The sequence below is a fragment of the Cyanobium sp. ULC082 genome, from assembly GCF_977927535.1.
This window is the reverse complement of the sequence record NZ_OZ376397.1, coordinates 254,528-276,431: the sequence shown is the minus strand read 5'-3', so window position 1 is coordinate 276,431 and position 21,904 is coordinate 254,528. Positions and strand designations below refer to the sequence as shown.

Annotated in this window: 22 protein-coding genes; 10 read left to right on the top strand and 12 right to left on the bottom strand. The window is 66.0% G+C overall.

Annotation, left to right across the window (positions count from 1 at the left end; all coding sequences use genetic code 11):
• Positions 1-25 precede the first annotated feature (25 nt).
• The 5 genes from ACXMDY_RS01540 to kdpA form a co-directional block, all read right to left on the bottom strand.
• On the bottom strand, positions 26-1,153 hold the full coding sequence (locus tag ACXMDY_RS01540; RefSeq protein ID WP_259702488.1) for a sensor histidine kinase KdpD: 1,128 nt from the start codon (positions 1,151-1,153) through the stop codon (positions 26-28).
• Complete coding sequence (gene kdpC / locus ACXMDY_RS01535) at positions 1,150-1,728, bottom strand: K(+)-transporting ATPase subunit C (protein ID WP_259702489.1); 579 nt, start codon at positions 1,726-1,728, stop codon at positions 1,150-1,152. The genes ACXMDY_RS01540 and kdpC overlap by 4 nt, the downstream gene beginning before the upstream one ends.
• Entirely contained in the window at positions 1,728-1,928 is a 201-nt protein-coding gene (locus tag ACXMDY_RS01530; RefSeq protein ID WP_259702490.1) for a potassium-transporting ATPase subunit F, read from the bottom strand. Before ACXMDY_RS01530 ends, kdpC begins: the two co-directional genes overlap by 1 nt.
• Positions 1,929-2,030: 102 nt before the next feature.
• Positions 2,031-4,127 (bottom strand): potassium-transporting ATPase subunit KdpB, encoded by a 2,097-nt coding sequence (gene kdpB, locus ACXMDY_RS01525; RefSeq protein WP_259702491.1) that lies wholly within the window; start codon positions 4,125-4,127, stop codon positions 2,031-2,033.
• Positions 4,124-5,800 (bottom strand): potassium-transporting ATPase subunit KdpA, encoded by a 1,677-nt coding sequence (gene kdpA, locus ACXMDY_RS01520; protein WP_259702492.1) that lies wholly within the window; start codon positions 5,798-5,800, stop codon positions 4,124-4,126. The genes kdpB and kdpA overlap by 4 nt, the downstream gene beginning before the upstream one ends.
• 146 nt (positions 5,801-5,946) lie before the next feature.
• Here kdpA and ACXMDY_RS01515 point away from each other — a divergent pair, with 146 nt between their 5' ends.
• Positions 5,947-6,966 (top strand): sensor histidine kinase, encoded by a 1,020-nt coding sequence (locus ACXMDY_RS01515; RefSeq protein WP_259702493.1) that lies wholly within the window; start codon positions 5,947-5,949, stop codon positions 6,964-6,966.
• Between the two features lie 4 nt (positions 6,967-6,970).
• Positions 6,971-7,636 carry a response regulator gene (locus tag ACXMDY_RS01510; protein WP_259702494.1) on the top strand — a complete coding sequence of 222 codons (666 nt, stop codon included), beginning with the start codon at positions 6,971-6,973 and terminating at the stop codon, positions 7,634-7,636.
• Positions 7,637-7,687: 51 nt separating this feature from the next.
• On the opposite strand, the gene ACXMDY_RS01505 is transcribed toward ACXMDY_RS01510, so the two are convergent.
• The 3 genes from ACXMDY_RS01505 to ACXMDY_RS01495 all read right to left on the bottom strand — a co-directional run bounded on the left by ACXMDY_RS01505 (position 7,688) and on the right by ACXMDY_RS01495 (position 9,653).
• Positions 7,688-8,350: a class II glutamine amidotransferase gene (locus tag ACXMDY_RS01505; protein ID WP_259702495.1), complete on the bottom strand. Its 663-nt coding sequence runs from the start codon at positions 8,348-8,350 to the stop codon at positions 7,688-7,690.
• A complete protein-coding gene (locus ACXMDY_RS01500) occupies positions 8,347-8,493 on the bottom strand; it encodes a class II glutamine amidotransferase (protein WP_259702496.1) in 147 nt (48 codons plus the stop codon). The genes ACXMDY_RS01505 and ACXMDY_RS01500 overlap by 4 nt, the downstream gene beginning before the upstream one ends.
• A gap of 92 nt (positions 8,494-8,585) precedes the next feature.
• A complete protein-coding gene (locus ACXMDY_RS01495) occupies positions 8,586-9,653 on the bottom strand; it encodes a sulfate ABC transporter substrate-binding protein (RefSeq protein ID WP_457767272.1) in 1,068 nt (355 codons plus the stop codon).
• Between the two features lie 118 nt (positions 9,654-9,771).
• On the opposite strand from ACXMDY_RS01495, the gene ACXMDY_RS01490 reads away from it, so the two are divergent.
• Together ACXMDY_RS01490 and ACXMDY_RS01485 are read left to right on the top strand one after the other, a co-directional pair.
• Positions 9,772-10,203 (top strand): RrF2 family transcriptional regulator, encoded by a 432-nt coding sequence (locus ACXMDY_RS01490; RefSeq protein WP_259702498.1) that lies wholly within the window; start codon positions 9,772-9,774, stop codon positions 10,201-10,203.
• A 126-nt stretch (positions 10,204-10,329) separates the two neighbouring features.
• Positions 10,330-10,875, top strand: a complete 546-nt coding sequence (locus ACXMDY_RS01485) for a Crp/Fnr family transcriptional regulator (protein ID WP_457767271.1) — start codon at positions 10,330-10,332, stop codon at positions 10,873-10,875.
• Here ACXMDY_RS01485 and ACXMDY_RS01480 read toward each other — a convergent pair.
• Entirely contained in the window at positions 10,868-11,884 is a 1,017-nt protein-coding gene (locus ACXMDY_RS01480) for a sulfate/molybdate ABC transporter ATP-binding protein (protein WP_259702500.1), read from the bottom strand. The two genes, ACXMDY_RS01485 and ACXMDY_RS01480, sit on opposite strands and share 8 nt — an antisense overlap.
• Before the next feature lie 111 nt (positions 11,885-11,995).
• Here ACXMDY_RS01480 and cysT point away from each other — a divergent pair, with 111 nt between their 5' ends.
• From cysT to ACXMDY_RS01450, 6 genes are all read left to right on the top strand, one after another.
• The gene (gene cysT / locus ACXMDY_RS01475) at positions 11,996-12,853 is read left to right on the top strand and encodes a sulfate ABC transporter permease subunit CysT (protein WP_457767270.1); all 858 of its coding nucleotides are present in this window, start codon (positions 11,996-11,998) and stop codon (positions 12,851-12,853) included.
• A gap of 47 nt (positions 12,854-12,900) precedes the next feature.
• A complete protein-coding gene (locus ACXMDY_RS01470) occupies positions 12,901-13,794 on the top strand; it encodes a sulfate ABC transporter permease (protein ID WP_259702501.1) in 894 nt (297 codons plus the stop codon).
• 116 nt (positions 13,795-13,910) lie between these two features.
• A complete protein-coding gene (locus ACXMDY_RS01465; RefSeq protein ID WP_259702502.1) occupies positions 13,911-15,365 on the top strand; it encodes an ammonium transporter in 1,455 nt (484 codons plus the stop codon).
• Between the two features lie 146 nt (positions 15,366-15,511).
• Positions 15,512-15,850: a P-II family nitrogen regulator gene (locus ACXMDY_RS01460; protein WP_259702503.1), complete on the top strand. Its 339-nt coding sequence runs from the start codon at positions 15,512-15,514 to the stop codon at positions 15,848-15,850.
• Between the two features lie 55 nt (positions 15,851-15,905).
• Complete coding sequence (locus ACXMDY_RS01455; RefSeq protein ID WP_259702504.1) at positions 15,906-17,801, top strand: APC family permease; 1,896 nt, start codon at positions 15,906-15,908, stop codon at positions 17,799-17,801.
• A gap of 69 nt (positions 17,802-17,870) precedes the next feature.
• Positions 17,871-18,608, top strand: a complete 738-nt coding sequence (locus ACXMDY_RS01450; protein WP_259702505.1) for a GAP family protein — start codon at positions 17,871-17,873, stop codon at positions 18,606-18,608.
• A gap of 54 nt (positions 18,609-18,662) precedes the next feature.
• Here ACXMDY_RS01450 and ACXMDY_RS01445 read toward each other — a convergent pair whose 3' ends face one another.
• Genes ACXMDY_RS01445 through ACXMDY_RS01435 form a run of 3 tightly spaced genes read right to left on the bottom strand, consistent with a single transcriptional unit; the run spans position 18,663 to position 21,895 of the window.
• Positions 18,663-19,064: a fasciclin domain-containing protein gene (locus ACXMDY_RS01445; RefSeq protein WP_259702506.1), complete on the bottom strand. Its 402-nt coding sequence runs from the start codon at positions 19,062-19,064 to the stop codon at positions 18,663-18,665.
• Positions 19,065-19,076: 12 nt separating this feature from the next.
• Positions 19,077-20,366, bottom strand: a complete 1,290-nt coding sequence (locus ACXMDY_RS01440; protein WP_259702507.1) for a CO2 hydration protein — start codon at positions 20,364-20,366, stop codon at positions 19,077-19,079.
• Entirely contained in the window at positions 20,363-21,895 is a 1,533-nt protein-coding gene (locus tag ACXMDY_RS01435) for an NADH-quinone oxidoreductase subunit M (protein WP_259702508.1), read from the bottom strand. Before ACXMDY_RS01435 ends, ACXMDY_RS01440 begins: the two co-directional genes overlap by 4 nt.
• Positions 21,896-21,904 lie beyond the last annotated feature (9 nt).

Sequence of the window (21,904 nt, the reverse complement as noted above, 5' to 3'; positions counted from 1 at the left end):
CCGCGGAATGGCAGGCCGCAACAGGCTAATTCTGATGATCGACGTCCTGCCCCGGCGCCTCCGGCAGGCCCGGCGAGGCCTGGCCCGCATCGATCGAGATCAGGTGCAGATCCACCGCCTGGCCCTTGAGCCGGTGCTGGAGCTTCTCGGAGAGTGTGCGCCGCAGAAAGGCCTGGGGGCGGGAGCGCAGGGTCTGGCCCAGCACGATCTGGGTGATGCCGCGTTCGCCGGCGATGTGCGCGATCGTGCCGAGCGCGTCATCACTGTCGATGCGCAGGAACTCGGCGCCGAAATCCTCACAGAGCTTGATTGATTCCTCCAGCCGCACCGCCTGCTCCTTGCTCAGAAAGCGGGCGGGATCCAGCACGGTGAGCACCAGCAGCGGCGCATCCATGAAGCCAGCCAGGCGGGCGGCGCGGCGCAGCAGCCGGTTCGATCCGGGATAGGTGGAGAGGCACACCATCACCCGCTCGCGCAGCCCCCTGACCGGCGGGCCGTCCTCCTCCACCCGGTCAGCCACTTCCCGCAGGGCCAGCTCCCGCAGCGCCACCAGGTGGGAGCGCCGGAAGAAGTGGGCCAGGGCCTGGTCCACCTTTGCGGCGGCGTAGACCTTGCCATCCCGCAGGCGCTCCTGCAGGGTCTCGGGGGTGACATCCACCAGCACCACCTCCTCGGCCTGCTGCAGCACCCGATCGGGCAGTCGCTCGCGCACCACCACACCGGTGAGCTGGGCCACCTGGTCGTTGAGGCTCTCCAGGTGCTGGATGTTGACCGTGGAGTACACGTCGAGGCCGGCGGCCAGCAGCACCGCCACGTCCTGCCAGCGCTTGGGACGCTCGCTGCCCGGCACGTTGGTGTGGGCCAGTTCATCCACCAGCACCAGCTGGGGGCGGCGGGCCAGGATCTCCGCCACGTCCATCTCCTCCAGGCACACCCCCTGGTGAACGAGCCGTCGCCGCGGCACCAGCTCCAGCCCCTCGGCCTGGCGGGCCGTATCGCGGCGGCCGTGGGTTTCGAGCACCCCGACCACCACATCAACCCCCTCCCGCCTGAGCTCCTGGGCCTCCTGCAGCATGCGAAAGGTTTTGCCCACGCCGGGGGCCATGCCGATGAACAGCTTGTGCCGCCCCTGGCCCCTGGGCAGCCGGATCACGGCCGCTGCTGATCGAGGGCATGGTTGAGGGTGAGCACGTTCACCCGCGGTTCACCGATCAAGCCCAGCACACGCCCCTGGGTGTGTCGCAGGATCAGTTGCTCCAGCTGGGCGCTGGGCAGGGACCGGGCTGCGGCCAGCCGCGGAATCTGCTGACGTGCGGCTTCCGGGGTGATGTGGGGGTCGAGCCCCGAACCGGAGGCATAGAGCAGATCAGCGGCGGGCCTGGCGAGGCCCGCTTGGGCGTAGGTGGCGGCCGTTTCCCTGATCCGTTTGACCAGATCGGGGTTGGTGGGGCCAAGGTTGCTGGGGGCGGAGGTAGGAGCCGTCTTGCCGGTGCTGTAGTCGACGGCGCTCGGACGGCTCCAGACGTAGCGATCGGAAGCGAACGGCTGGCCGATCAGGCTGGATCCGATCACCTGGCCGCCCGCATTGCGCAGCAGGCTGCCGTTGGCCTGGGCGGGGAACAGGCCCTGGCCCACCGCCAGCAGCGGCAGGGTGTAGATCACCACGGTGAGCAGCCAGAGCACGGCGGTGAGCCGCAGGGCCTTGAAGGCCTCTCGCAGAACGGACATCAGAAGCGCTCCGGTTGAAAGATCACAACGAACAGGTAGCCCGAGAGCACCACGGTGCCGCTGAGCAGCAGGGCCAGGGCGGTGGACTGCAGAGGGCTGGGACTGGAGCCGAACAGGGGTGCGGCCAGGACGGTGCCCAGGACCAGCATCAGGGGCAGCCAGAACAGCGGTTTACTCAGGAGACCAGACGAAGAAGCCATGGGTCGGGGAAGGGCGGGTGATGGGCGGGTGATGGGCGGGCGGGGAGTCAGAACAAAGGCACGGATCGGCCTGAGCGGAGCGGCCTGAATGCGCGCGGCAGCTCAGACCAGTCGCAGGGCGGAGACGGCCAGATCAATCAGCTTGATGCCGATGAACGGCACCACCAGACCCCCCAGCCCGTAGACGAGCAGGTTGCGCCGCAGCAGCTGATCGGCCGTGGACGGCCGGAAGGCCACCCCCTTGAGGGCCAGGGGCACCAGGGCGGGAATGATCAGGGCGTTGAACACCATCGCCGAGAGGATCGCCGACTGGGGGCTGGCCAGGTCCATCAGGTTCAGCGGCGCCAGGCCCGCCTTGCCGAACAGGGCCGGCAGGATCGCGAAGTACTTGGCCACGTCGTTGGCGATCGAGAAGGTGGTGAGCGCCCCGCGGGTGATCAGCAGCTGCTTGCCGATCGTCACGATGTCGATCAGCTTGGTGGGATCGGAATCGAGATCCACCATGTTGGCCGCCTCCTTGGCGGCCTGGGTGCCGGAGTTCATCGCCACCCCCACGTTCGCCTGGGCCAGGGCGGGGGCGTCGTTGGTGCCATCGCCGGTCATCGCCACCAGCCGCCCGAGCCGTTGCTCCGCCTGGATCACGGCGATCTTGTCTTCCGGGGTGGCCTCGGCGATGAAGTCGTCGACGCCGGCCTCACGGGCGATCACCCCGGCGGTGATGGCGTTGTCACCGGTGAGCATCACGCTGCGGATGCCCATGCGTCGTAGCTGGTCGAAGCGTTCGCGCATGCCGGGCTTGATGATGTCCTTGAGGTAGATCACCCCATGGATCTCGGCGTTCAAGCACACCGCCAGGGGCGTGCCCCCCAGCCGTGACACCCGCTCGTAAGCCGCATCGAGGTCGGCGGGCACCGTGCCGCCCCGGGAGCGCACGAACCCCTTGATCGCCTCGACGGCCCCCTTGCGGAGTTCGTTGCCATCGGCCAGATCGGTGCCGCTCATGCGCGTGCGCGCTGAGAACTCCAGCCCCGTGGCCGTGTCCATCGGCAGGGCTGTGAGGGCATCGAGCTTCTCGGCCAGGCGCACGATCGACTTGCCCTCAGGCGTGTTGTCGAACCAGCTGGCGGCATGGGCGGTGGTGGCCAGCTCCCGCTCACTGTGGCCACCCACCGGCAGGAACTCCTCGGCCAGGCGGTTGCCGAGCGTGATCGTGCCGGTCTTGTCGAGCACCAGGGTGGTGATGTCGCCGCAGGCCTCCACGGCGCGCCCGGAGGTGGCGATCACGTTGAACTGGGCCACCCGGTCCATGCCGGCGATGCCGATGGCACTGAGCAGGCCGCCGATCGTGGTGGGAATCAGCGCCACCAGCAGGGCCACCAGCACCACCACCGGCGTGGGGCTGTCGATGTAGGCGGCCACCGGCGGGACGGTGGCCACGGCGATCAGGAACACCTGGGTGAGCACCGCCAGCAGCACCGTCAGGGCGATCTCGTTGGGGGTCTTGCTGCGCTCGGCCCCCTCCACCAAGGCGATCATCCGATCGATGAAGCCCTTGCCCGGGTCGGCGGTGATGCGGATCAGAAGCATGTCGGACACCACCCGCGTGCCGCCCGTGACGGAACTGGCCACATCGGAGCCCGCTTCCTTGAGCACAGGGGCCGATTCGCCGGTGATCGCCGATTCATCCACCGCCGCCACCCCATCGACCACCTCCCCGTCAGCGGGGATCATTTCCCCCTGGCTGACGCACACCTGATCGCCCCGGCGCAGGGCACTGGAATCCACCAGCGCTTCGCTGCCATCGGGCAGCAGCCGCCTGGCCTGGGTGCTGGCCTGGGTGCGGCGCAGGGCATCGGCCTGGGCCTTGCCGCGGCCTTCCGCCAACGCTTCGGCGAAGTTGGCGAACAGCAGGGTGGCCAGCAGGATCAGGCTGAGCAGGGCATTGAAGCCCCGGCCCGGCGCCTCGGGGCTGAGCTCGAACAGGCGCGGCTCCAGCGTGGCGGCCAGGGTCACGAGCGTGCCGCACCAGACCACGAACATCACCGGATTGCGCGCGGTGAGGCGCGGGTCGAGCTTCACGAACGACTGCACCACGGCCCGTCCCAGCAGGCCGTCGCTGCTGGGACGCTCGGTGTAGCGCCGCTGGTCGCGGCGACCCCGCGGCATGCGGGGAAAGATCGGCGGTTGCAGAGTTGTCATGGGGCTCCAATCAACGAAAAGGCTTCGGCGATCGGCCCGAGGGCCAGCACCGGGAAAAACGTGAGCGCGCCCAGGATCAGGATCACCACCCCGGTCACCATGGTGAACAGAGCCGTGTCGGTGGCGAGGGTGCCGGGGCCGGGTGGCACCTTGGTCTTGCGGGCGAAACCAGCCGCCAGCAGCAGCAGGGCCGCGATCGGCAGGTAGCGACCCCCCAGCAGGCTGACGATCGTGCTGAGGTTCCACCAGAGCGTTCCATCACCCAGACCCTCGAAGCCGCTGCCGTTGTTGGCCGACGCCGAGGCGTACTCGTAGACCACCTGGCTGATGCCGTGGGACCCAGGGTTGCTGATCCCGGAGAGGCTGGGGGCGTAGGCGAGGGTGATCGCCGCCGGCACCAGCACGAACAGCGGATGGATCAGCAGGATCAGGCTGCTCCAGACGATCTCCCCCTTCTCCACCTTGCGGCCGAACAGCTCGGGGGTGCGCCCCACCATCAGGCCGGTGAGAAACACCGTGAGGATCAGGAACACCAGCAGGTAGGCCACACCGGTGCCCTGGCCGCCGAAGATCACCTGCAGAAACAGGTTGAACAGCGGCACCAGCCCCCCCAGAGGCAGCAGTGAATCCATGGCGCCGTTGACCGCGCCGGTCATCGAGCCGGTGGTGATCGTGGCGAACAGGGCGGTGATGCCGGCGCCGAATCGCACCTCCTTGCCCTCGAGGTTGGGCCCGCTGAGCCAGGCGGCCAGCAGGGGATTGCCCCCCTGCTCGGCTTTGATCGCCACCGCCGCCAGCGCCAGAAAGAGCACCGTCACGAGCACCAGCAGCAACGTGGCCTGACGGCGATTGCCCAGGAAGCGCCCGAAGGCGTCGATCGTGGCGGCAGGGACGGCGAACATCGCCACCATCGCCAGCAGGTTGGTGAACGGGTTGGGGTTCTCGAAGGGGTGGGCGGAGTTGGCACCGAAGAAGCCACCACCGTTCTCGCCGATCTGCTTGATCGCCTCGTAGCCGGCCACCGGGCCGCGCACCAGGATCTGATCGGCACCCTCCAGGGTCTTGAGCGTCACCGGACCCGCGAGCGTCATCGGCGCACCGTTGACCAGCAGCACCAGGGCGAACAGGAAGCTGAGCGGGATCAGCACCCGGGTGATGGCGCGGAGCAGATCGGAGTTGAAGTTACCCAGGGGGCGGCCGCAGAGGCCGCGGATGAAGGCGAAGCCCACCGCCAGGCCCGTGGCCGCCGAGGTGAAGAACAGGAACTGCAACGCCCCGAGCTGGCTCAGGTCACTGAGGCTCTGCTCCGGCGTGTAGTGCTGCTGGTCGGTGTTGGTGAGAAAGGAGATCGCCGTGTGCAGGGCCGTGTCCCAGCGCATCGGCGGCAGCCCCTGGGGATTGAGCCAGGGGGGCTGGAGCAGAAGAAAGCCAAGCGCGAGAAGCCCGAAGAGCAGGTTGCTGAGCAACAGGGGCCTCAGGTAGTCCCAGGCCTGCTCGGCCGGGCGGCCGCGCTCCCCGACCAGGCGCAGCACACCGTTTTCCAAGGGCGTCAGCCAGCGATCGAACAGGGGCTGGGGCTGGCCATCGAACACCTGAAAGAGGTGATTGCCCAGCACGGGTGCCGTGGCGAGAACGAGGGCCACAAAGACGACGACCTGAAACCAGTCGGTCATGGGCGGTAGGGTCCGCTGTGGTGAACTCAGTCACTTTCCGCCGGGCGCCAGGACGTCCGCATCTGCCGGTGGGTATGAATCGGGCGAGGGGCCCTCTACCGCGAGCTATAGGCCCCCTGGCCGAGCCGGGCAGCACCGTGCTGATCATGACCATCGCCGTGGCGGTGGTGGAGGTGCTCACCCCCACCGAGGTGGTGCTCGCCTACCTCTATGTGATCCCGCTGCTGCGGCTGGGCACCACCGCTCAACCCCGCAAGCTCTGGGCTGCCACGGCGGTGGCCTGCAGCCTCACCCTGGCCAATCTGCTGATCCCCGGACCGCTGCTGTTCGATGGGGCTGTGCTCACCAACCGGCTGCTGGTCTGCGGCGCCCTGGTGCTCACCGCCCATCAGTGCCTGCGCATCCAGGCCCTGCAACGGCAACGGCTCGAGCTGGAGGGACAGCTGGCGGTGGAAGACCTGCGCCGGGATTTCGTGGCCACCCTCGCCCATGACCTGAAAACACCGATCCTCGGAACGATCGCCACCACCCGCAGCCTCGCCACGGCCCATCAGCGCAGCGATGGGCCCCTGGTGGCCAGGGCTCTGGCAACGATCGAACGGGGCCAGAGCCGCGCCCTGGCCCAGATCCAGACCCTGCTGGAGGTCTACCGCAACGATGCGGAGGGTCTTGTCATCCAACCGGTGGGGCTTGAATTCACCGGCCTGGTGGAGGAGGTGATCCGGGAGCTTTCGGCACTGGCGGAGGAGCGGCAGCTCACCCTGCGGCTCAGCTTCGGCCAGGACGCCCAATGGCGACCGCACCGGCTGCATGGCGACGCAGCCCAGCTGAGGCGGCTGGTGGAAAACCTCCTGCTCAATGCCATTCACCACAGCTTGCGGGGCGGCCAGATCCAGCTCGTGCTGGAGAGCCGCGGCGCTGGACACTGCCTCCGGATCGCCGACAGCGGCCCAGGGGTGCCGGAGCAGGAGATTCCGAACCTGTTTCAGCGGTTCACCAGGCTGTCGGAGGAACGGCCGGGCAACGGTCTGGGGCTCTACCTCTGTCGCCAGATCGTCAACGCCCATGGCGGCACGATCGTTCTGCGCAACCGGCCGGCTGGTGGCGCAGAAATCGAAGTGCTGCTGCCGGCGGGTCACCAAGATCCCGCCACCGAGCCAGGCTGATCGGATGAACGCTCTGGTGGTGGAAGACGACGAGCTGTTTCGGCTGGGTCTGGAGGTCACCCTGCTGGGCTTCGCGCTGATCGAGGCGGTGACCGCTGTTGCTGATGGAGAGCAGGCACTCGAGCTGCTGCGCCACCGAAGCTTCGATGTGATCCTGCTGGATCTGGGCCTGCCGGGGCTGGGGGGGCTGGAAACCTGCCGCCGCATCCACGCCGACCATCCCCGCATCCCCGTGCTGGTGGTCACCAGCCAGGACGATCCCAGCTGGTGTCTGCGTCTGATGCGGGCCGGCGCCCAGGGTTATGTGCGCAAGGGGGTGGCGGCGGGCGACCTGCAACTGGCGGTCCAGTCGCTGCTGCGGGGTGCCTCCTGGTGGGACGCGGAAGCAACCATGGCTCTGCGGGGAGCGGGGGAGAAGGAGCAGGGGGAAACGAACGGAAGCGACCGGGCCGATGCGGAGCCGCTGGCGCTGCTGACGCCCCGGGAACGGGAGGTGCTCGAAGCGATGGCCCGGGGACTCAGCAACCGGGACATCGCCCTGGAACTGGGGATCGGCCTGGGAACGGTGCGGGTCCACGGCCACCAGATCATGCAGAAACTCGGCGTGGCCAACCGCACCCAGGCGGTGCTGAAGCTATGGCCCTCGCGCCGTTTGAGCCCTGGATCGTGAAGGGTTGGGTGCCAGTGGAACACCCCACAAACCCCGGTGTGGTGATGTGGATCAGGTCGACGCTGAGCGCAGCACCGGCTGATGGTGCAGCACGATCTCACCGTGACGCAGCAGCAAGGCCTCACCGGGCGCCAGCGGGCGCCAGGGTTCATCCGTGGTGAGGGGTTCGGTGCAGATGATCGTCACCAGATCAGTCGGCGTGGTGACCGCCGAGAAATCAACACTCAGATCGTCGTCGGCCAGGGAGGCTGTGGTGAAGGGGGCCCGTCGGGTCAGAACGTGAAGCCTGGTGCCGCCGTAGGCAAAGAGCCACTGGCCATTGCTGAGCAGGCCGTTGAAGATTCCCTGCTGCGCCAGGTTGTCGGCACAGCCAACCAGAGCCGCAAACAGCGCCGACAGATCATCGCGATCAACGTCGCCGGTGGCGAGCCGATCGAGAATCCAGCAGAACGCCAGCTCGCTGTCGGTGCTGCCGCGGGGAGCGAACTGCTCGGAGGAGGGAATCCCACCGTGGTGCAGGTCGCCGTTGTGGGCGAACACCCAGTCAAGGCCCTGCCAGTGGCGATGAAAGGGATGACAGTTCTCGATCGCCACGCTGCCCTGGGTGGCCTTGCGGATGTGGGCGATCGAGCAGTGGGCCTTGAGATCCAGGTTGGCCACCTTCGCGGCCAGCGGGCAGAAGGCGGCGGGGGCCTGCTCCCGGTAGATCGTCACGCCCGCTCCCCGGCCGGATCGAAGCTGGCCAGTCCCCAGCCGTCGCCATGCGCCCCAGTGACCCCTCCGCGTCGCACCAGCCCCCGGAAGGAGAAGGTCATGTCGGTGGGGGTGTTGGCGCTCAGGGCGAGCAGTTCGCACATCTGTTCAATCGCTCGACCCGGGCAGGGACCCCAGCTCGGAGCCCGGCCTGGATCGTATCGGTTGTCTGCATGGCCATACCCCCGGGCGCCACTCAGCGGCTCGTGCGGAAGATCTGGTCCCAGAGCCCGCCATTTCCGAAGAACGTCCTGTTGATCGTGTTCCAACCGCCGAAGCTGCCGGCGGTGAACACCTTGTTCAAGGGCGCAAAACGGCTGCGGGTCTCGGCCTTGATCCTGGCGGTCACCGGCCGAAAGCCTTCGTTGGCGAAGGCCCGCTGGGCCGCATCGCTGTAGAGATACCTGGCGAAGGCCTCGGCCACTTTTCGGGTCCCCTTCCGGTCCACATTCCTGTCGACGACAGCCACCGGTCCCTCGATCAGGATGTTGGTGCTGGGCACGATGGTGGGGATCGTCCAGGCCCCTGTTTTCCGGGCCAGGATCGCCTCGTTTTCGTAGTTCAGCAGCACATCACCCCGGTTGCGCTTCACGAACACATCGGTGGCTTCCCGGGCGTCCTTGGGAAGGGTTTCCACGTTTCGGAACACGTTGGTGATGAAGGCGCGGGCCCTGGCCGGGTTACCGCCGGTCTGGGTCACCGAACCCCAGAGGCCGAGAAAGTTCCAGCGGGCGCCGCCGGAGGTCCTGGGATTGGCGGTGACGACCTCCACGGACTTGTTGTCGAGATCATTCCAACCCCTGATCTTCTTTGGATTGCCCTTGCGGACGAAAAAGGCCACCGTGGAGTTGGTGAACACCGCATTGTTGGGATTCTCCTTCTCCCAGCCTGGCCGGATCAGGCCCGCCTCCTGCAACTTGAGGGTGTCGGCAGCCAGGGCGAGGGCCACCACATCGGCCTGCAGGCCATCAATCACGGCCCGGGTCTGGGAACCGGAGCCGCCGTAGCTGGTTTTGATCACCACCTCCTGGCCGGTACGCCGTTTCCAGTCGGCCCTGAACTGGGGAATCACCCTGTCGAAGGCGGCTTTGGTGACGGCGTAGGAAACCACCAGAATTTCCTGGCGTTTCGGAGTGGTCTGGGCCCCTGCCTCCCGCCCTGGCAGGCCCGGGATGAAGGCGACGATGAGGGGAAGACCGATCCCGGCGGCCAGCGCCAGACCAGCCACAGAAGGGCGACGAACAGGAAGCAACTGGTTAACCACGGTAATCCGATCAGTTCAGCGTGCAATGTAAGGGCACAGCCGACCGGCCGATGTGGCGGCGACCACCTCCATGGGGCCGCTGCCACAATCGGCGGGGTCGGATGGCGGCGGCGGATCCTTGGCGTTCAGCGCAAAAATCGAATACGGCCTCGTGGCGCTGATTGAACTGGCGGCGGTCCACACCAGTGGCGGGGTTCTGCAGGTGGCCGAGATCGCCGCCAGGCAGAACATTCCCGACCGCTATCTGGAGCAGATGCTCACCAGCCTGCGGCGAGCGTCGATCCTGCGCAGCATCCGCGGTCCACGTGGTGGCTACCAGCTGCTGCGCCCGCCTGCTGAAATCACCGTTTCCGAGGTGGTTGGCTGCCTGGAAGGCGAACCCTCCCAACGGGAAACCGCCGGACGCCAAAGCCCGGAGTTCGGCGTGCTGGAAAACCTGGCCGCCCAACTGGAAAGGCGCACCCACGAGCTGCTCGCCGGCACCAGCCTCCAGGATCTGCTCGATGAGCGCGAGCTGAGGCTCAAGGCCGAATCGATGTATTTCATCTGAAATCAGAGCCCCGGCGGCCCGATCAAAATCCTGCAGTCATTAACACCGGTTTTCCAATAGGCTTAATGTCCTTAGAGCTGTCCTGCCGGGTCGATGCCGCACCCCACCCTGCCGTTACCCACAGCATTGAGCTCGCCCCCGCCTCGACTGGCGCTCACAGCCCACGAGCTGCTGCCGGAGAACAGACACTGGCGGCTCCAGGAGGGTTATGTGCGCACCGTGAGCTGGAATCCCGAAGGGGACACCTTCACCCTCGGCCTCTGGGGACCCGGTGATGTTGTGGCCTCCAGCCTTTCCGAGCTGCGCCCGTTCGAATTCCAGTGCCTCACCAACGTGGTGGTGGAACACCATCAGCCCAGCACCGCCGAACGCGAGCACGTCCTGCGGCAGCACATCCGTCAACTGGAGGAAATCTTCCAGATCAATCGGATCCGTGCTTCCGAAGATCGGCTCCTGGCTCTGCTCACCTGGCTCGGCCGCCGCTTCGGCCAGGTCAGCAGCCGAGGCCACCGTTTCTCCTTCAAGGAAATGAACCTCACCCACAAGGCACTTGGTGAACTCTGCGGCCTCACCCGGGTCACGGTGACCAAGAGGCTCAACCGCTTCAAATCCGAAGGTGTGCTGCAACAGGTGAGTCCGGAGGACTACCTGATCCCGGCTGCGTTCAGATGACGTAATCCGCCTCGAACACTTTTCCCTGGCGGGTGATGATGTGGAGTTGATCTCCTGTCTGCAGGTTGCGGTGCTCGAGCTGGTCGCGGGGCAGCTGGGCCAGCACCACTGCGCCGCTGTCGAGCACAAGCTCGGCCTGCAGATCCCGGCCCAGGTGGGTGAGCCGACGCAACTCCACAGGCAGGCTGCCCGGCCGGGGCTCGGTGTGGACCTCCACGTCGTGGGGGCGAACGAACAGAGCAGCCTTCGGATCCACGCGCTCGCCTGAGTTCCTGGGCAAGGCATGGTGAGGAAGCACATTCACCTCTCCCACGAAGCGCATCACAAAAGGCGTGGCCGGATGGTCGTAGATCTCGGCGGGGCTGCCGATCTGCTCGATCCGGCCCTCATTCATCACCACGATGGTGTCAGCCACCTCCATCGCCTCCTCCTGATCGTGGGTGACGATCACGGTGGTGACGTGCATCTCATCGTGCAGGTTGCGCAGCCAGGCCCGCAGTTCCTTGCGCACCTTGGCATCGAGGGCGCTGAACGGCTCATCGAGCAGCAGCACCTTGGGCTGCACGGCCAGGGCCCTGGCCAGGGACACGCGTTGCCGCTGACCTCCGGAGAGCTGGGAGGGGTAGCGATCGCCGAAGCCCTGCAGTTGCACCAGTTGCAGGAGCTCATCGACGCGCTGGCGAATCGACTCCTGTGTCCAGCGGCGCAGCTCAAGGCCGAAGGCGATGTTCTGGCGCACGGTGCGGTGCTTGAAGAGGGCGAAGTGCTGGAAGACGAAGCCCACCTCCCGGTCCTGGGGAGAGCGGGCCGTGGCCTCCTCGCCGTTGATCCAGATGCGGCCGCAATCGGCCTGATCCAGGCCGGCGATCATGCGCAGCAGAGTGCTTTTTCCGGAGCCCGAGGGACCCAGCAGCGCCACCAGGGAACCACTCTCCACATCCACGCTCACGGCGTCGATCGCCTTGTACGAGCCGAATCGCTTGCTCACCTCGCTGACGCGGATTCCCATGGTCTGATGGCTTTTCGGTGATGTTAACCGTATTTACCAATTTCCAAGCGGAGAACCGTTGATTACAGGAGTCAGTGCTGTTACCTTCTGCGGGCAGCTAACCTTCGGCGCATGTCCTCATCGGTGATCCGGCGCTGGTCCCTGCCACGCCTGGGGCTGCCCTCCTGGCCGTGGCGGATGACCTGGCTCTACCTGGGCCTGGTCCTGTTCCTGCCCCTCGGCGGCTTGCTGCTGCGGGCTGCGGGCGTTGGACCGAGCCGATTCTGGGAACTCGCCACCACCCCCGAAGCACTGGCCACCTACCAGGTGAGCTTCGGCCTGGCCCTGGTGGCCGCTTCGCTGAACGGGGTGTTCGGCCTGGTGATCGCCTGGGCCCTCGTTCGCAGCCGCTTCCCCGGTCAGCGGCTGTTGGATGCCCTGATCGATCTTCCCTTCGCGTTACCGACCGCGGTGGCAGGCCTTTCCCTTGCGGCCGTGTACAGCACCAACGGCTGGATCGGCGCCCCCCTCTACGCCTGGTTCGGCCTGAAGGTTGCCTTCCAATGGCCAGGGGTGATGGTGGCGATGGTGTTCATTTCGCTGCCCTTCGTTGTGCGCACCGTGGAGCCCGTGCTGCGGGCCCTTGAAAGGGAGCAGGAGGAAGCCGCCTGGTGCCTCGGTGCAGGGGCCCGGCAAACCTTCTTCAAGGTGGTGCTACCCCAGTTGATGCCCGCCATCCTGGCCGGCGTGGCCCAGGGCTACAGCCGGGCCGTGGGTGAATACGGCTCAGTGGTGATGATCTCCAGCAACGTTCCGTTCCGGGATCTGATCACTCCCACCCTGATCATCCAGAAGCTGGAGGAATACGACATCGAGGCCGCCACGGTGATCGGCACGGTGATGCTGCTGTTCTCTCTCATGAGCCTGCTGGTGATCAATCTCCTGCAGGTGTGGGGTCTCCGCTATGCCGAAGACGTTCCCAGGATCTGACCGACCGCCTGCCCCCTCCCTTCCCTTCGCCCGTGTCTTCCCCTGCCATGACCCCCACTGCCGTGCCACGGATCAGGGCCTCCGATCCGATCGCGCCACCGGAGCCCCCCCACCGGCCTCCGCACTCCAACCGGCTGCTGCCCGCCCTTGTTCCCCTGCTGGCCTGCGTCTACGTCGGGATCGTGATCTTCCTGCCGGCGCTCAACGTAGTGCTGCAGGCCTTCGCCAAGGGGCTGGCCCCCTTTCTGGCGAATCTTCAGAACGAAGACCTGCGCAGTGCGATTCGCCTCACCCTGTTGATCACCCTGGTGGCGGTTCCCGCCAACGCGGTCTTCGGCCTGGCGGCCGCCACGGCGATCGCCCGCCACCAGTTTCGCGGCAAGGCCCTGCTGCTGAGTGTCATCGACCTGCCGTTCTCGATCTCACCGGTGGTGGTGGGCCTGATGCTGGTGCTGCTGTTCAGCCCCAGCCACGGCTTGCTGGAGGGGCTGGTGAACAGCACCGGCTGGAAGATCCTGTTCTCCTGGCCATCCATGGTGCTGGCCACGATCATCGTGTCGATGCCCTTCATGGCGCGGGAGGTGATCCCGCTGCTGGAGGAGGAGGGCTGGGAGCAGGAGGAAGCGGCCAAGACCCTCGGTGCCACCGACTGGCAGATCTTCTGGAAGGTGACCCTTCCCACGGTGCGCTGGGCTGCCCTCTATGGGCTGATTCTCACCACGGCCCGTGCACTCGGTGAATTCGGGGCGGTGGCCGTGGTGAGCGGCAACATCGCCGGCGAAACCCAGACCCTGCCTCTCTTCGTGGAAGATGCCTACAAGCAGTACCACACAGAACTGGCCTACGGCGCTGCCCTGATCCTTGGGGCGGTGGCGATCCTGTCCTTGCTGCTCAAGCTCACTCTGGAGAGGCTGCTCGAACGGGATCGGTCCCAGCGCTAAGAGGGCTGGGATCCTCCTGTCACGAATCGATGGCACTCTCTGCCCTTCGGTGGCCCTTGCTACGGGAAGGAAGCCTGGAGCGGCAGAAGCTTTGAGTTCATTCTGGGTTCAACCCCATGAATACTCAGATTTCGGTTTCCGGCCGAGGCGAATCTGCCCTGGCCACTTTCGATCGCCACCGAATCAGGCTGTTCGCGCGGGTTCAGCAACCTGAGTTGCGGCGTCTGGGGGTGTTTCTACTGGCAGCAGGAGCCGGAATGCTGCCCCTGATGGCGGGGTCGGCCCATGCGGCTCTGACCAAGGTTCCAACCAACGGCGCCGACACCCTGCTGATGTTGATGGGCTCCGCCCTGGTGTTGCTGATGACACCGGGACTGGCATTCTTCTACGGGGGATTCACCCGCGCCAAGAATGTGCTCAACACGATGATGATGAGCTTTTTCATGATGGGGCTGATCGGTGTCCTCTGGGTGGTGATCGGCTACAGCCTCTCGTTCGGCGTGGGCTTCAAGAGTCCATTCATAGGCGGACTCGAGTTCTTTATGATGAATGGGCTCGGAGGCCCCTTGGGTGATGCGCCGCTCGCCGATGGCTTTGCCATCAGCGCCACGAGCTTTGCGCTCTTCCAGGGCATGTTCGCGATCATCACCCCGGCGCTGATCAGTGGAGCCCTGGTGGAGCGGATCAGCTTCAAGGCCTGGTTCTGGTTCACCCTTCTCTGGAGTCTTCTGATCTATTCCCCAATGGCTCACATGGTCTGGGGGGGTGGCTTCATCGGCCCACTCGGCACGATCGGAGCCATCGACTTCGCCGGCGGAACGGTGGTGCACATCGCCTCCGGAGTGGCCGCCCTGGTTGCCGCCGCCATCGTGGGGCCACGAAACGCCTATCCCAATGCCACGCGTCCGCCCCACAACGTTCCGTTCATTCTTCTCGGTGCGGGCTTGCTGTGGTTCGGCTGGTTCGGATTCAATGGCGCCAGCTACTTCGCCGCGGCGGGAGCTGGGTTGTGCTTCATCACCACCTCCGCATCGGCATCGGCTGCCATGCTCACCTGGTGCCTGATCGAATGGTTCAAAGGCGGCAAGCCAACGGCTGTTGGAGCGGCCACCGGCGCCGTGGCTGGCCTGGTGGGAATCACCCCTGCGGCCGGTTTTGTGACGATCGGAAACTCCCTGCTGATCGGCGCCCTGACGGCCGTTGCCTGTTTCATTGCCATCCAGATCAAGGCGAAGATCCAGTTTGATGATTCCCTCGACACCTTCATGGTGCATGGCGTTGGCGGAACAATCGGCGCCCTGCTCACTGGCATTCTTGCCGCCAAAGTTCTTGTTCCCGCAGACTATTTCCCATTGTCTGCAAAGATCCTGGCAGAAAGTGGAAACGTTGGTTTGTTCTTTGCCCAGTTCAAGGCCACCATTCTCACCTACGGCTTTGTCGGTATCGGCACAGCGGTGATTCTCCTGGTTGTCAAAGCAACCTGTGGGCTGAGAATCGATGCCGACGACGAAGAAACTGGCATGGACATCATGCTCCACGGCGAAGAAGCTTATGAACCGATGACAAACTAGCCTTGCTCTGTTAGCTTCTTGCCATTGGCCAGATGGGGTTCAACCTTTCGTCTGGCTATGGCCCCAACCAGCCCTGTCTCAGTCCGTGGTCCATCGCCGCTCACTGATCACCTGGCTCCCCGACCCAATTCCTCTTCACTTTCTCAATGAAAAAAATCGAAGCGATCATCCGGCCATCCAAGATCGACGACGTCAAGACGTCCCTGGTGAATGCCGGCATCATCGGCATGACCATCACGGACGTGCGTGGCTTTGGTCGGCAGAAAGGTCAGGTTGAAACTTACCGCGGCACCGAGTTCACAGTGGAATTCCTCTCCAAAGTGAAGGTGGAGGTGGTTGTCGAAGACGACAAAGTGGCGTCGGTGATCGAAGCCATCACCGGACCCTCCCGCACCGGCGAAATCGGCGATGGCAAGATCTTCGTGATCCCGGTGGAGGATGTCGTGCGGATCCGCACCGCCGAATCCGGATCTTCGGCGATCTGAGCGTCCTGCCGGGCATCCCGCCTACGCTTGCTGGCCACAGGCGTCTGAGCAGGCCTTGAGCAACGATCCAGGCGGATCCTTTCCCCAGTCCCTCAGACGTCTGCTGATCGGAGCGCCGCTTCCCACCAGCGCCCACGCCGAGGAGCGGCTCACCAATGCCGAAGCCCTCGCCATCCTCAGCTCCGACGCCCTCTCCTCGGTGGCCTATGCCACCCAGGAGATCGTGCTGGTGCTGGGCATGGCGGGGGCCGCCGCCTTGCACTACACCCTGCCGATCACGGGGCTGATCGTGGCCCTGATGCTGGTGGTGGCGATCAGCTACCGGCAGACGATCAGGGCATATCCCCATGGGGGCGGTTCCTACCGGGTGTCCCACGACAACCTCGGAGTGATCCCCGGGCTCTGCGCCGGCGCCTCCCTCTCGATCGACTATGTGCTCACCGTGGCGGTGAGTGTGGCGGCGGGCATCGCCGCCCTCACTTCCTATTTCCCCCAGCTCGACGCACTGCGCGAACCGCTTTGCCTGGCGGCCGTCGGCCTGCTGATGCTCGCCAATCTGCGCGGGGTGCGTTCCACTGCCCGGCTGCTCAGCCTGCCCACCTTTCTGTTCATGGGGGCGGTGTTCACCCTGGTGGGAGCCGGCCTGATCCAGTGGTCCCAGGGAGCGCTGCTTCCCCTGCCCGTGGCGGAGCAGACCCGGCTGCTGGGCGACCAGCACGGCGCCGCGCTGACGGTGATCGGGCCGGTGCTGCTGATGCGGGCCTTCAGCTCGGGCTGCGCGGCCCTCACCGGCATCGAGGCGATCAGCGACAGCGTGATGGCGTTCAAGCCGTTGGAGTGGCGCAATGCCCGGCGCGTGCTCACCGTGATGGTGATCGTGCTGGCGCTGATGTTCAGCGGCATCAGCGCCCTGGCCAGCCAGCTGGGCCTGGTGGTGCAGGACAACGGCCCGACCCTGCTCTATCAACTCGGCGAACGCATCTTCGGCAATGGGCCGCTGCTCCTGGTGCTGCAGCTCGCCACCCTGCTGATCCTGCTGCTGGCCGCCAACACCGCCTATGCCGATTTTCCGCGGCTGGCCGCCTTCCTCGCCCAGGATGGCTTCATGCCCCGCCAGCTCGCCTCCCTCGGCGACCGGCTGGTGTTCACCAACGGCATCGTGCTGTTGAGCAGCTTCGCGGCGATGTTGCTGCTGATCTTCGAGGGAAGTGTCAGCCGCCTGATTCCGCTCTACGCCGTGGGGGTGTTCGCCAGCTTCACCCTTTCCCAGGCGGGGATGGTGATGCACTGGTGGAAGGGGCGGAGCGCCGGGAGGGGCTGGCGGGGCAAGGCCCTGATCAACGGGCTGGGCTGCCTTGTCACGGCGGTGGTCTGCGGTGTGCTCCTCTACAGCAAATTCAGCCACGGAGCCTGGCTGGTGGTGGTGGCGGTGCCCCTGGTGGTGGGCCTGTTCCTGGTGATCAAGGCCCATTACCGTCAGGTGGCCAGCCGTTTACGTCTCGGCACAGAGGCGGCCCTCACTCTGCCGCCGGCCCCCGAGCATGGCGGCGCTCCTGTGGTGGTTCTGGTGGGTCAGCTGCACCGCGGCAGCTTTGAAGCCCTGCGCTATGCCCGCACCATCGCCGATGAGCTGGTGGCGGTGCACGTGGATCTGGGCGACAACGGCGCCGAGCCCTTCCGCCAGCAATGGTCTCGCCAGCTCCCCCAGGTACCTCTGGTGATCCTGCCGTCCCCCTACCGCTCCCTGGTGGATCCGGTCACCGCCTATGTGCGCCAGTTCGAAACGGAGCACCGCAAGGATCGCAACCGCTTCTGCACGGTGGTGCTGCCGGTGTTCGTGACACGCCACCGCTGGGAGAACCTGTTGCACAACCAGTCCACCGTGATGCTGCGCCAGGCCCTGCGCAGAGGTGGCACCCGCGTGGTCACCACCGTGGGCTTCTACCTCTGAGCCCCGTGAGAATTTCTTAACGTCGACAACGATCAGTTCCCTCTCTTGATCCCCATCCCGCTCGTCGCCTTGCTCTCTCCTGATCTGATCGCCCCCGTTGCCCACCTGAGCCCAGGGGCCCTGTTCAGCCAGTCGTCGCTGTTCGGCTTCGGGATCGCCTTCAGCCCGCTGCACATCGCCGTGGTGGCGCTGCTGCTGCTGGGCCCCTCACCACTGCGCCGGGCCTTCGCCTATGTGAGCGGCTGGGCGATGGCCAACTGCCTGGCCATCCTCACTCTGATGCTGGTGGGCGATCGCTTTTCCCTGGCCCTCAACCACGGCGAGCAGGGTCAGGTGGTGATCGATCTGGTGGGTGCCGTGGCCCTTCTCGGAATCGGCCTCTTCCAGCTCACCCCCGCCGCCGAACTGGGCCAGGAGGGGATGGCGTTGAAGCTGCTCAATCAGCTGCCCGATTTCCGCACCCCGATGCTGGTGCTGATCGGCGCCACCAGCGCCCTGCTCACCCCGGAAAATCTGGTGTTCTATCTCAAGGAAGCGGGCCTGCTGCTGGTGAATCAGCCGGGTGTGAGCCGCGACCTGGAGCTCACCGGCGTGTTCGTGCTTGTGGCCAGCTCCCTGCTGCTGCTGCCGCCGCTGGCCTGGATCGCCACCGGCGGCGGCATCCGCGAGCCGCTGCTGCAGGTGGAAGGCTGGCTGGTGCACCGGGCCGAATGGGTGGTGGGCGTGCTCGCCCTGCTGATCAGCGCCTACCTGGCCTGGGAAGGACTGCACGGCCTCTGGCTTCTGCACGGAGCCTCTCCTCTGTGATAGCCGCTGTGATAGCCGCTGTGATGGCCCCTGTGCTGGCCAGCAGCCCCTGGCTCAGCCCGGCAGCATCACCCGGTTGATCACGTGCACGATGCCGTTGTCGCAGACGATGTCGGCGGCCACGACGGAGGCGTTCTTCACTTCGAAGGGCTCGGCGCAGCGGATCGGGATCGGAGCCCCCTCCAGGCTCTCCCAGCTGGGCTGATCCACCAGGTCGCTGCGGCTGTAGGCACCGGAGAGCACGTGGAACTTGAGAATGCGGGCCAGCTGGGGCGGGTTGTCCACCAGGGTCTGCACGGTGCCGGGCGGCAGGGCGGCGAAGGCCTCATCCACCGGCGCGAACACCGTGAACGGGCCGGGACTCTCCAGGGCTGCGGTGAGGCCGGCCACCTCCACCGCCGTGAGCAGGGTGGAGAACAGGCCGGCGCCCTTGGCGGTTTCGATGATGTTGGCCATGGCTGGGAATCTCTAGCGGTAGTCCTGGGTTTGCACATCCCGGAGGCGGGCCTCGGGGCGGAGGAAGCGATCCATCTGGGCTTCGAAGAAGGCCCGGTTGGCCTTGAGGTGTTCCGGATCGGGATCATCAAGGGGAAACAGCAGGGCGCAGCGCAGCGCCTGGATCACGGCGGAGGTCACGTTGTACATGGAGCGCTGGAAGGTGATGCCCAGCTGCACGAGGATGTCGTCTTCGCCGCGTTTGTGGGTGCGGTAGAGCTCCACCAGATAGGGCGGCAGGAAGTGGAGCATGTCCTGCATCAGCAGGGTGGGCGGAATGCCGGCCGACCCCACCGGGAACACATCGGCGTAGAGGATGCCGTAGTGGAAATCGGCCTGCTCCGAGGGCACCTGGCCGGCCTGGGCGTTATAGCTCTTGGTGCCACGGAACGGTGCCGTGCGATAAAACACCGCTTCCACATAGGGCAGGGCCGCCTCATACAACCAGGTGAAACCCTCCGATTTGGGGATGATCTCGATGCATTCGCCACCGATGTACACGTGGTGGTAGATCGGCCGGCCGGCCACCGCGAAGATGCCGTTCACCAGAAAATCCATCGCGGCCGGCACACCGGAGAAGCCGCCTTCGTCGTAGATGTCGCTCATCTCGAAGAACACCGGCGCCATCACCTCCCAAAACAGGCCGAGATTGGCGTAGTAGCTCAGCTTGCGCACCTGCTCCAGGAACATCTCCGGGAACAGCTTGTGCAGGCCCAGCATCAGCGGATTGCCCTTGAAGTAGGCAAGAATCGCCCGCTCGGCGTTGGCCTTGTAAACGTCGCTCTCCAGGTAGTCGTAGAAGCGGCCGCCCATGCCCTGGTGCCAGAACATGGCATCCATGCAGGCCTCGGCGAACTCCATGTTGATGCGGTCGTGCCAGAGGTGATGGAGCAGCTTCGGCAGCTTGCCGGCTTCGCCCTTCTCCATGAACTCCAGCAACTCCGGATGGGCCGTGGCCGGCCCGCGCCAGATGCGCAGCTTGGAATCATCGCCCGCATAGGAATTGGGCAGATCCAGATACTCCTGGCTCGGGAAATACTTGAAGGCCGGCAGGGGATCAAGAAACACCCGCTCGGCGATGTAGAGCAGATCGCGCCAGTAGAAGTCCATCGGCACGGCATAGGCCTTGTAGATGCCGATGATCTGCATCAGGTTTTCCGGCGTGTCCGGCAGCATCGAGCCGCCGGATTCGAGCCGCTCCACCACTTCAGCGAAGGGGTGGGTGGAAGGGGGAAGGGCCGTGGTGGGGGTGGTGACGGTCATGGCCGGAGCGCCAGGGAGGAGGGCAGGAGAAGCGTGGGCAGGTGCAGGGAAGGCAGGGACGCGGCTGGTGACAGCACCGCCAGGGTGTTGATCGGCGGGCGGGAGAGGGCGAGGCTGCTGGTGGTGTCCTCGCTCCAGCCCAGCAGGATCTGGGGCCACAGCCCCGCCAGAATCACCAGAAAGGAGAGCGCCAGGGCCGGCAACCGCTCCACCCAGGTGGTGCTCACGTAGTCGGCGGTCTTGTTGTCGAGGCGGCCGAAGCCCACCCGGTTGAACAGGCGCACGGCATACACGGCGGTGAGGCCCGAAGCCAGGATGCAGCCGAGCGTGGGCAGCGGGAACACCGGCCAGCTGCCCTGGAACACCACCATCTCCGCCAGGAAGCCGGCCTGACCGGGCACCCCGGCCGCGGCCATCAGCGCCAGCAGCAGCAAGCCCAGGGTGAAGGGCAGGCCCCGGGTGGGGTTCATCAAGCCGGAGAGGGCAGCGATTTCGGTGGTGCCCGTTTTCGCCTCGATCTTGCCGACCAGACAGAACAACAGCGCCACGATCATGCCCTGAGCCAGGATCTGGGCCACGGCCCCCTGCAGGCTCAACGGCGTGGCAGCCGCCAGGGCCAGCACCAGCAGGCCCATGTGGCCAAGCGCACTGAAGGCCACCAGGCGGCGCATGTCCGTCTGGGCGATGGCATTGAGGGCGCCATACAAGGCGCTCACCATGCCCACCAGGGCGATCACCGGCGACCATTCGGCCCAGGTGTCGCCCAGCATGCCGATGCCGAAACGCAGCAGGCCGTAGGCCCCCAGCTTCGAGACCACTCCCGCCAGCTGCATGGCCACGGGCGTGGAGGCCTGGCTGTAGGTGAGCGGCTGCCAGCCGTGCAGCGGGAAGATCGGCATCTTGAGGCCGAAGGCGAGCAGCAGCAGGGCCAGGATCCAGCGGCTGGCGCCCTCGGGCAGCACCGCCTGGGCCATGTCGGTGTAGGCGAAGCTGAAGCCGTTGCGGTTGAGCAGGGCCAGGGCCAGCACGCCGGCCAGCAGCGCCATCCCCGACACCGCCCCATACATCAGATAACGGATCGCGGCGGTGGCGCGCCGCTCGCCGCCCCATACCGCCACCAGCAAGGTGGTGGGGATCAGCGTGACCTCGTAGGCCAGCACGAACAGCAGGCCGTTGCAGGCCAGGAACGCACCCATGAGGCCCACATTGGTGGCGAGCACCATGGCGTAGAAGAAGCGGCGCCGCGGCTGGCTGATCGGCGTGGCGAACACCGCCATGAACGAGAGCAGGGAGGTGAGGCCGGCCAGCGGCAGCGAGAGGCCATCAAGGCCCAGGTGCAGCTCCAGGCCGAGCTGGGGCAGCCAGGCCTGGCGGAATTCCGGCACCGGATGGCCCGCCAGCCAAAGCAGCAGCAGCAACTGCACCGCCGGAGCAAACACCGCCAGACGGCGGGGCCACGGCCCCGGCAGGGGGGCGAGGCAGAGCAGCAGCACAGCCGCCAGAGGCAGCAGCAGAAGGGTGAGCAGCATGGAAGATCT

What these genes read in the sequence shown, in the direction of transcription:
- kdpC (WP_259702489.1), bottom strand. Translation starts at nt 1,728, where the DNA reads ATGTCCGTTCTGCGAGAGGCCTTCAAGGCCCTGCGGCTCACCGCCGTG.
- ACXMDY_RS01530 (WP_259702490.1), bottom strand. Translation starts at nt 1,928, where the DNA reads ATGGCTTCTTCGTCTGGTCTCCTGAGTAAACCGCTGTTCTGGCTGCCC.
- ACXMDY_RS01515 (WP_259702493.1), top strand. Translation starts at nt 5,947, where the DNA reads ATGACCATCGCCGTGGCGGTGGTGGAGGTGCTCACCCCCACCGAGGTG.
- ACXMDY_RS01440 (WP_259702507.1), bottom strand. Translation starts at nt 20,366, where the DNA reads ATGACCGTCACCACCCCCACCACGGCCCTTCCCCCTTCCACCCACCCC.
- ACXMDY_RS01435 (WP_259702508.1), bottom strand. Translation starts at nt 21,895, where the DNA reads ATGCTGCTCACCCTTCTGCTGCTGCCTCTGGCGGCTGTGCTGCTGCTC.
- ACXMDY_RS01480 (WP_259702500.1), bottom strand. Translation starts at nt 11,884, where the DNA reads ATGGGAATCCGCGTCAGCGAGGTGAGCAAGCGATTCGGCTCGTACAAG.
- ACXMDY_RS01470 (WP_259702501.1), top strand. Translation starts at nt 12,901, where the DNA reads ATGACCCCCACTGCCGTGCCACGGATCAGGGCCTCCGATCCGATCGCG.
- ACXMDY_RS01500 (WP_259702496.1), bottom strand. Translation starts at nt 8,493, where the DNA reads ATGTGCGAACTGCTCGCCCTGAGCGCCAACACCCCCACCGACATGACC.
- kdpB (WP_259702491.1), bottom strand. Translation starts at nt 4,127, where the DNA reads ATGACAACTCTGCAACCGCCGATCTTTCCCCGCATGCCGCGGGGTCGC.
- cysT (WP_457767270.1), top strand. Translation starts at nt 11,996, where the DNA reads ATGTCCTCATCGGTGATCCGGCGCTGGTCCCTGCCACGCCTGGGGCTG.
- ACXMDY_RS01445 (WP_259702506.1), bottom strand. Translation starts at nt 19,064, where the DNA reads ATGGCCAACATCATCGAAACCGCCAAGGGCGCCGGCCTGTTCTCCACC.
- ACXMDY_RS01460 (WP_259702503.1), top strand. Translation starts at nt 15,512, where the DNA reads ATGAAAAAAATCGAAGCGATCATCCGGCCATCCAAGATCGACGACGTC.
- ACXMDY_RS01510 (WP_259702494.1), top strand. Translation starts at nt 6,971, where the DNA reads ATGAACGCTCTGGTGGTGGAAGACGACGAGCTGTTTCGGCTGGGTCTG.
- kdpA (WP_259702492.1), bottom strand. Translation starts at nt 5,800, where the DNA reads ATGACCGACTGGTTTCAGGTCGTCGTCTTTGTGGCCCTCGTTCTCGCC.
- ACXMDY_RS01465 (WP_259702502.1), top strand. Translation starts at nt 13,911, where the DNA reads ATGAATACTCAGATTTCGGTTTCCGGCCGAGGCGAATCTGCCCTGGCC.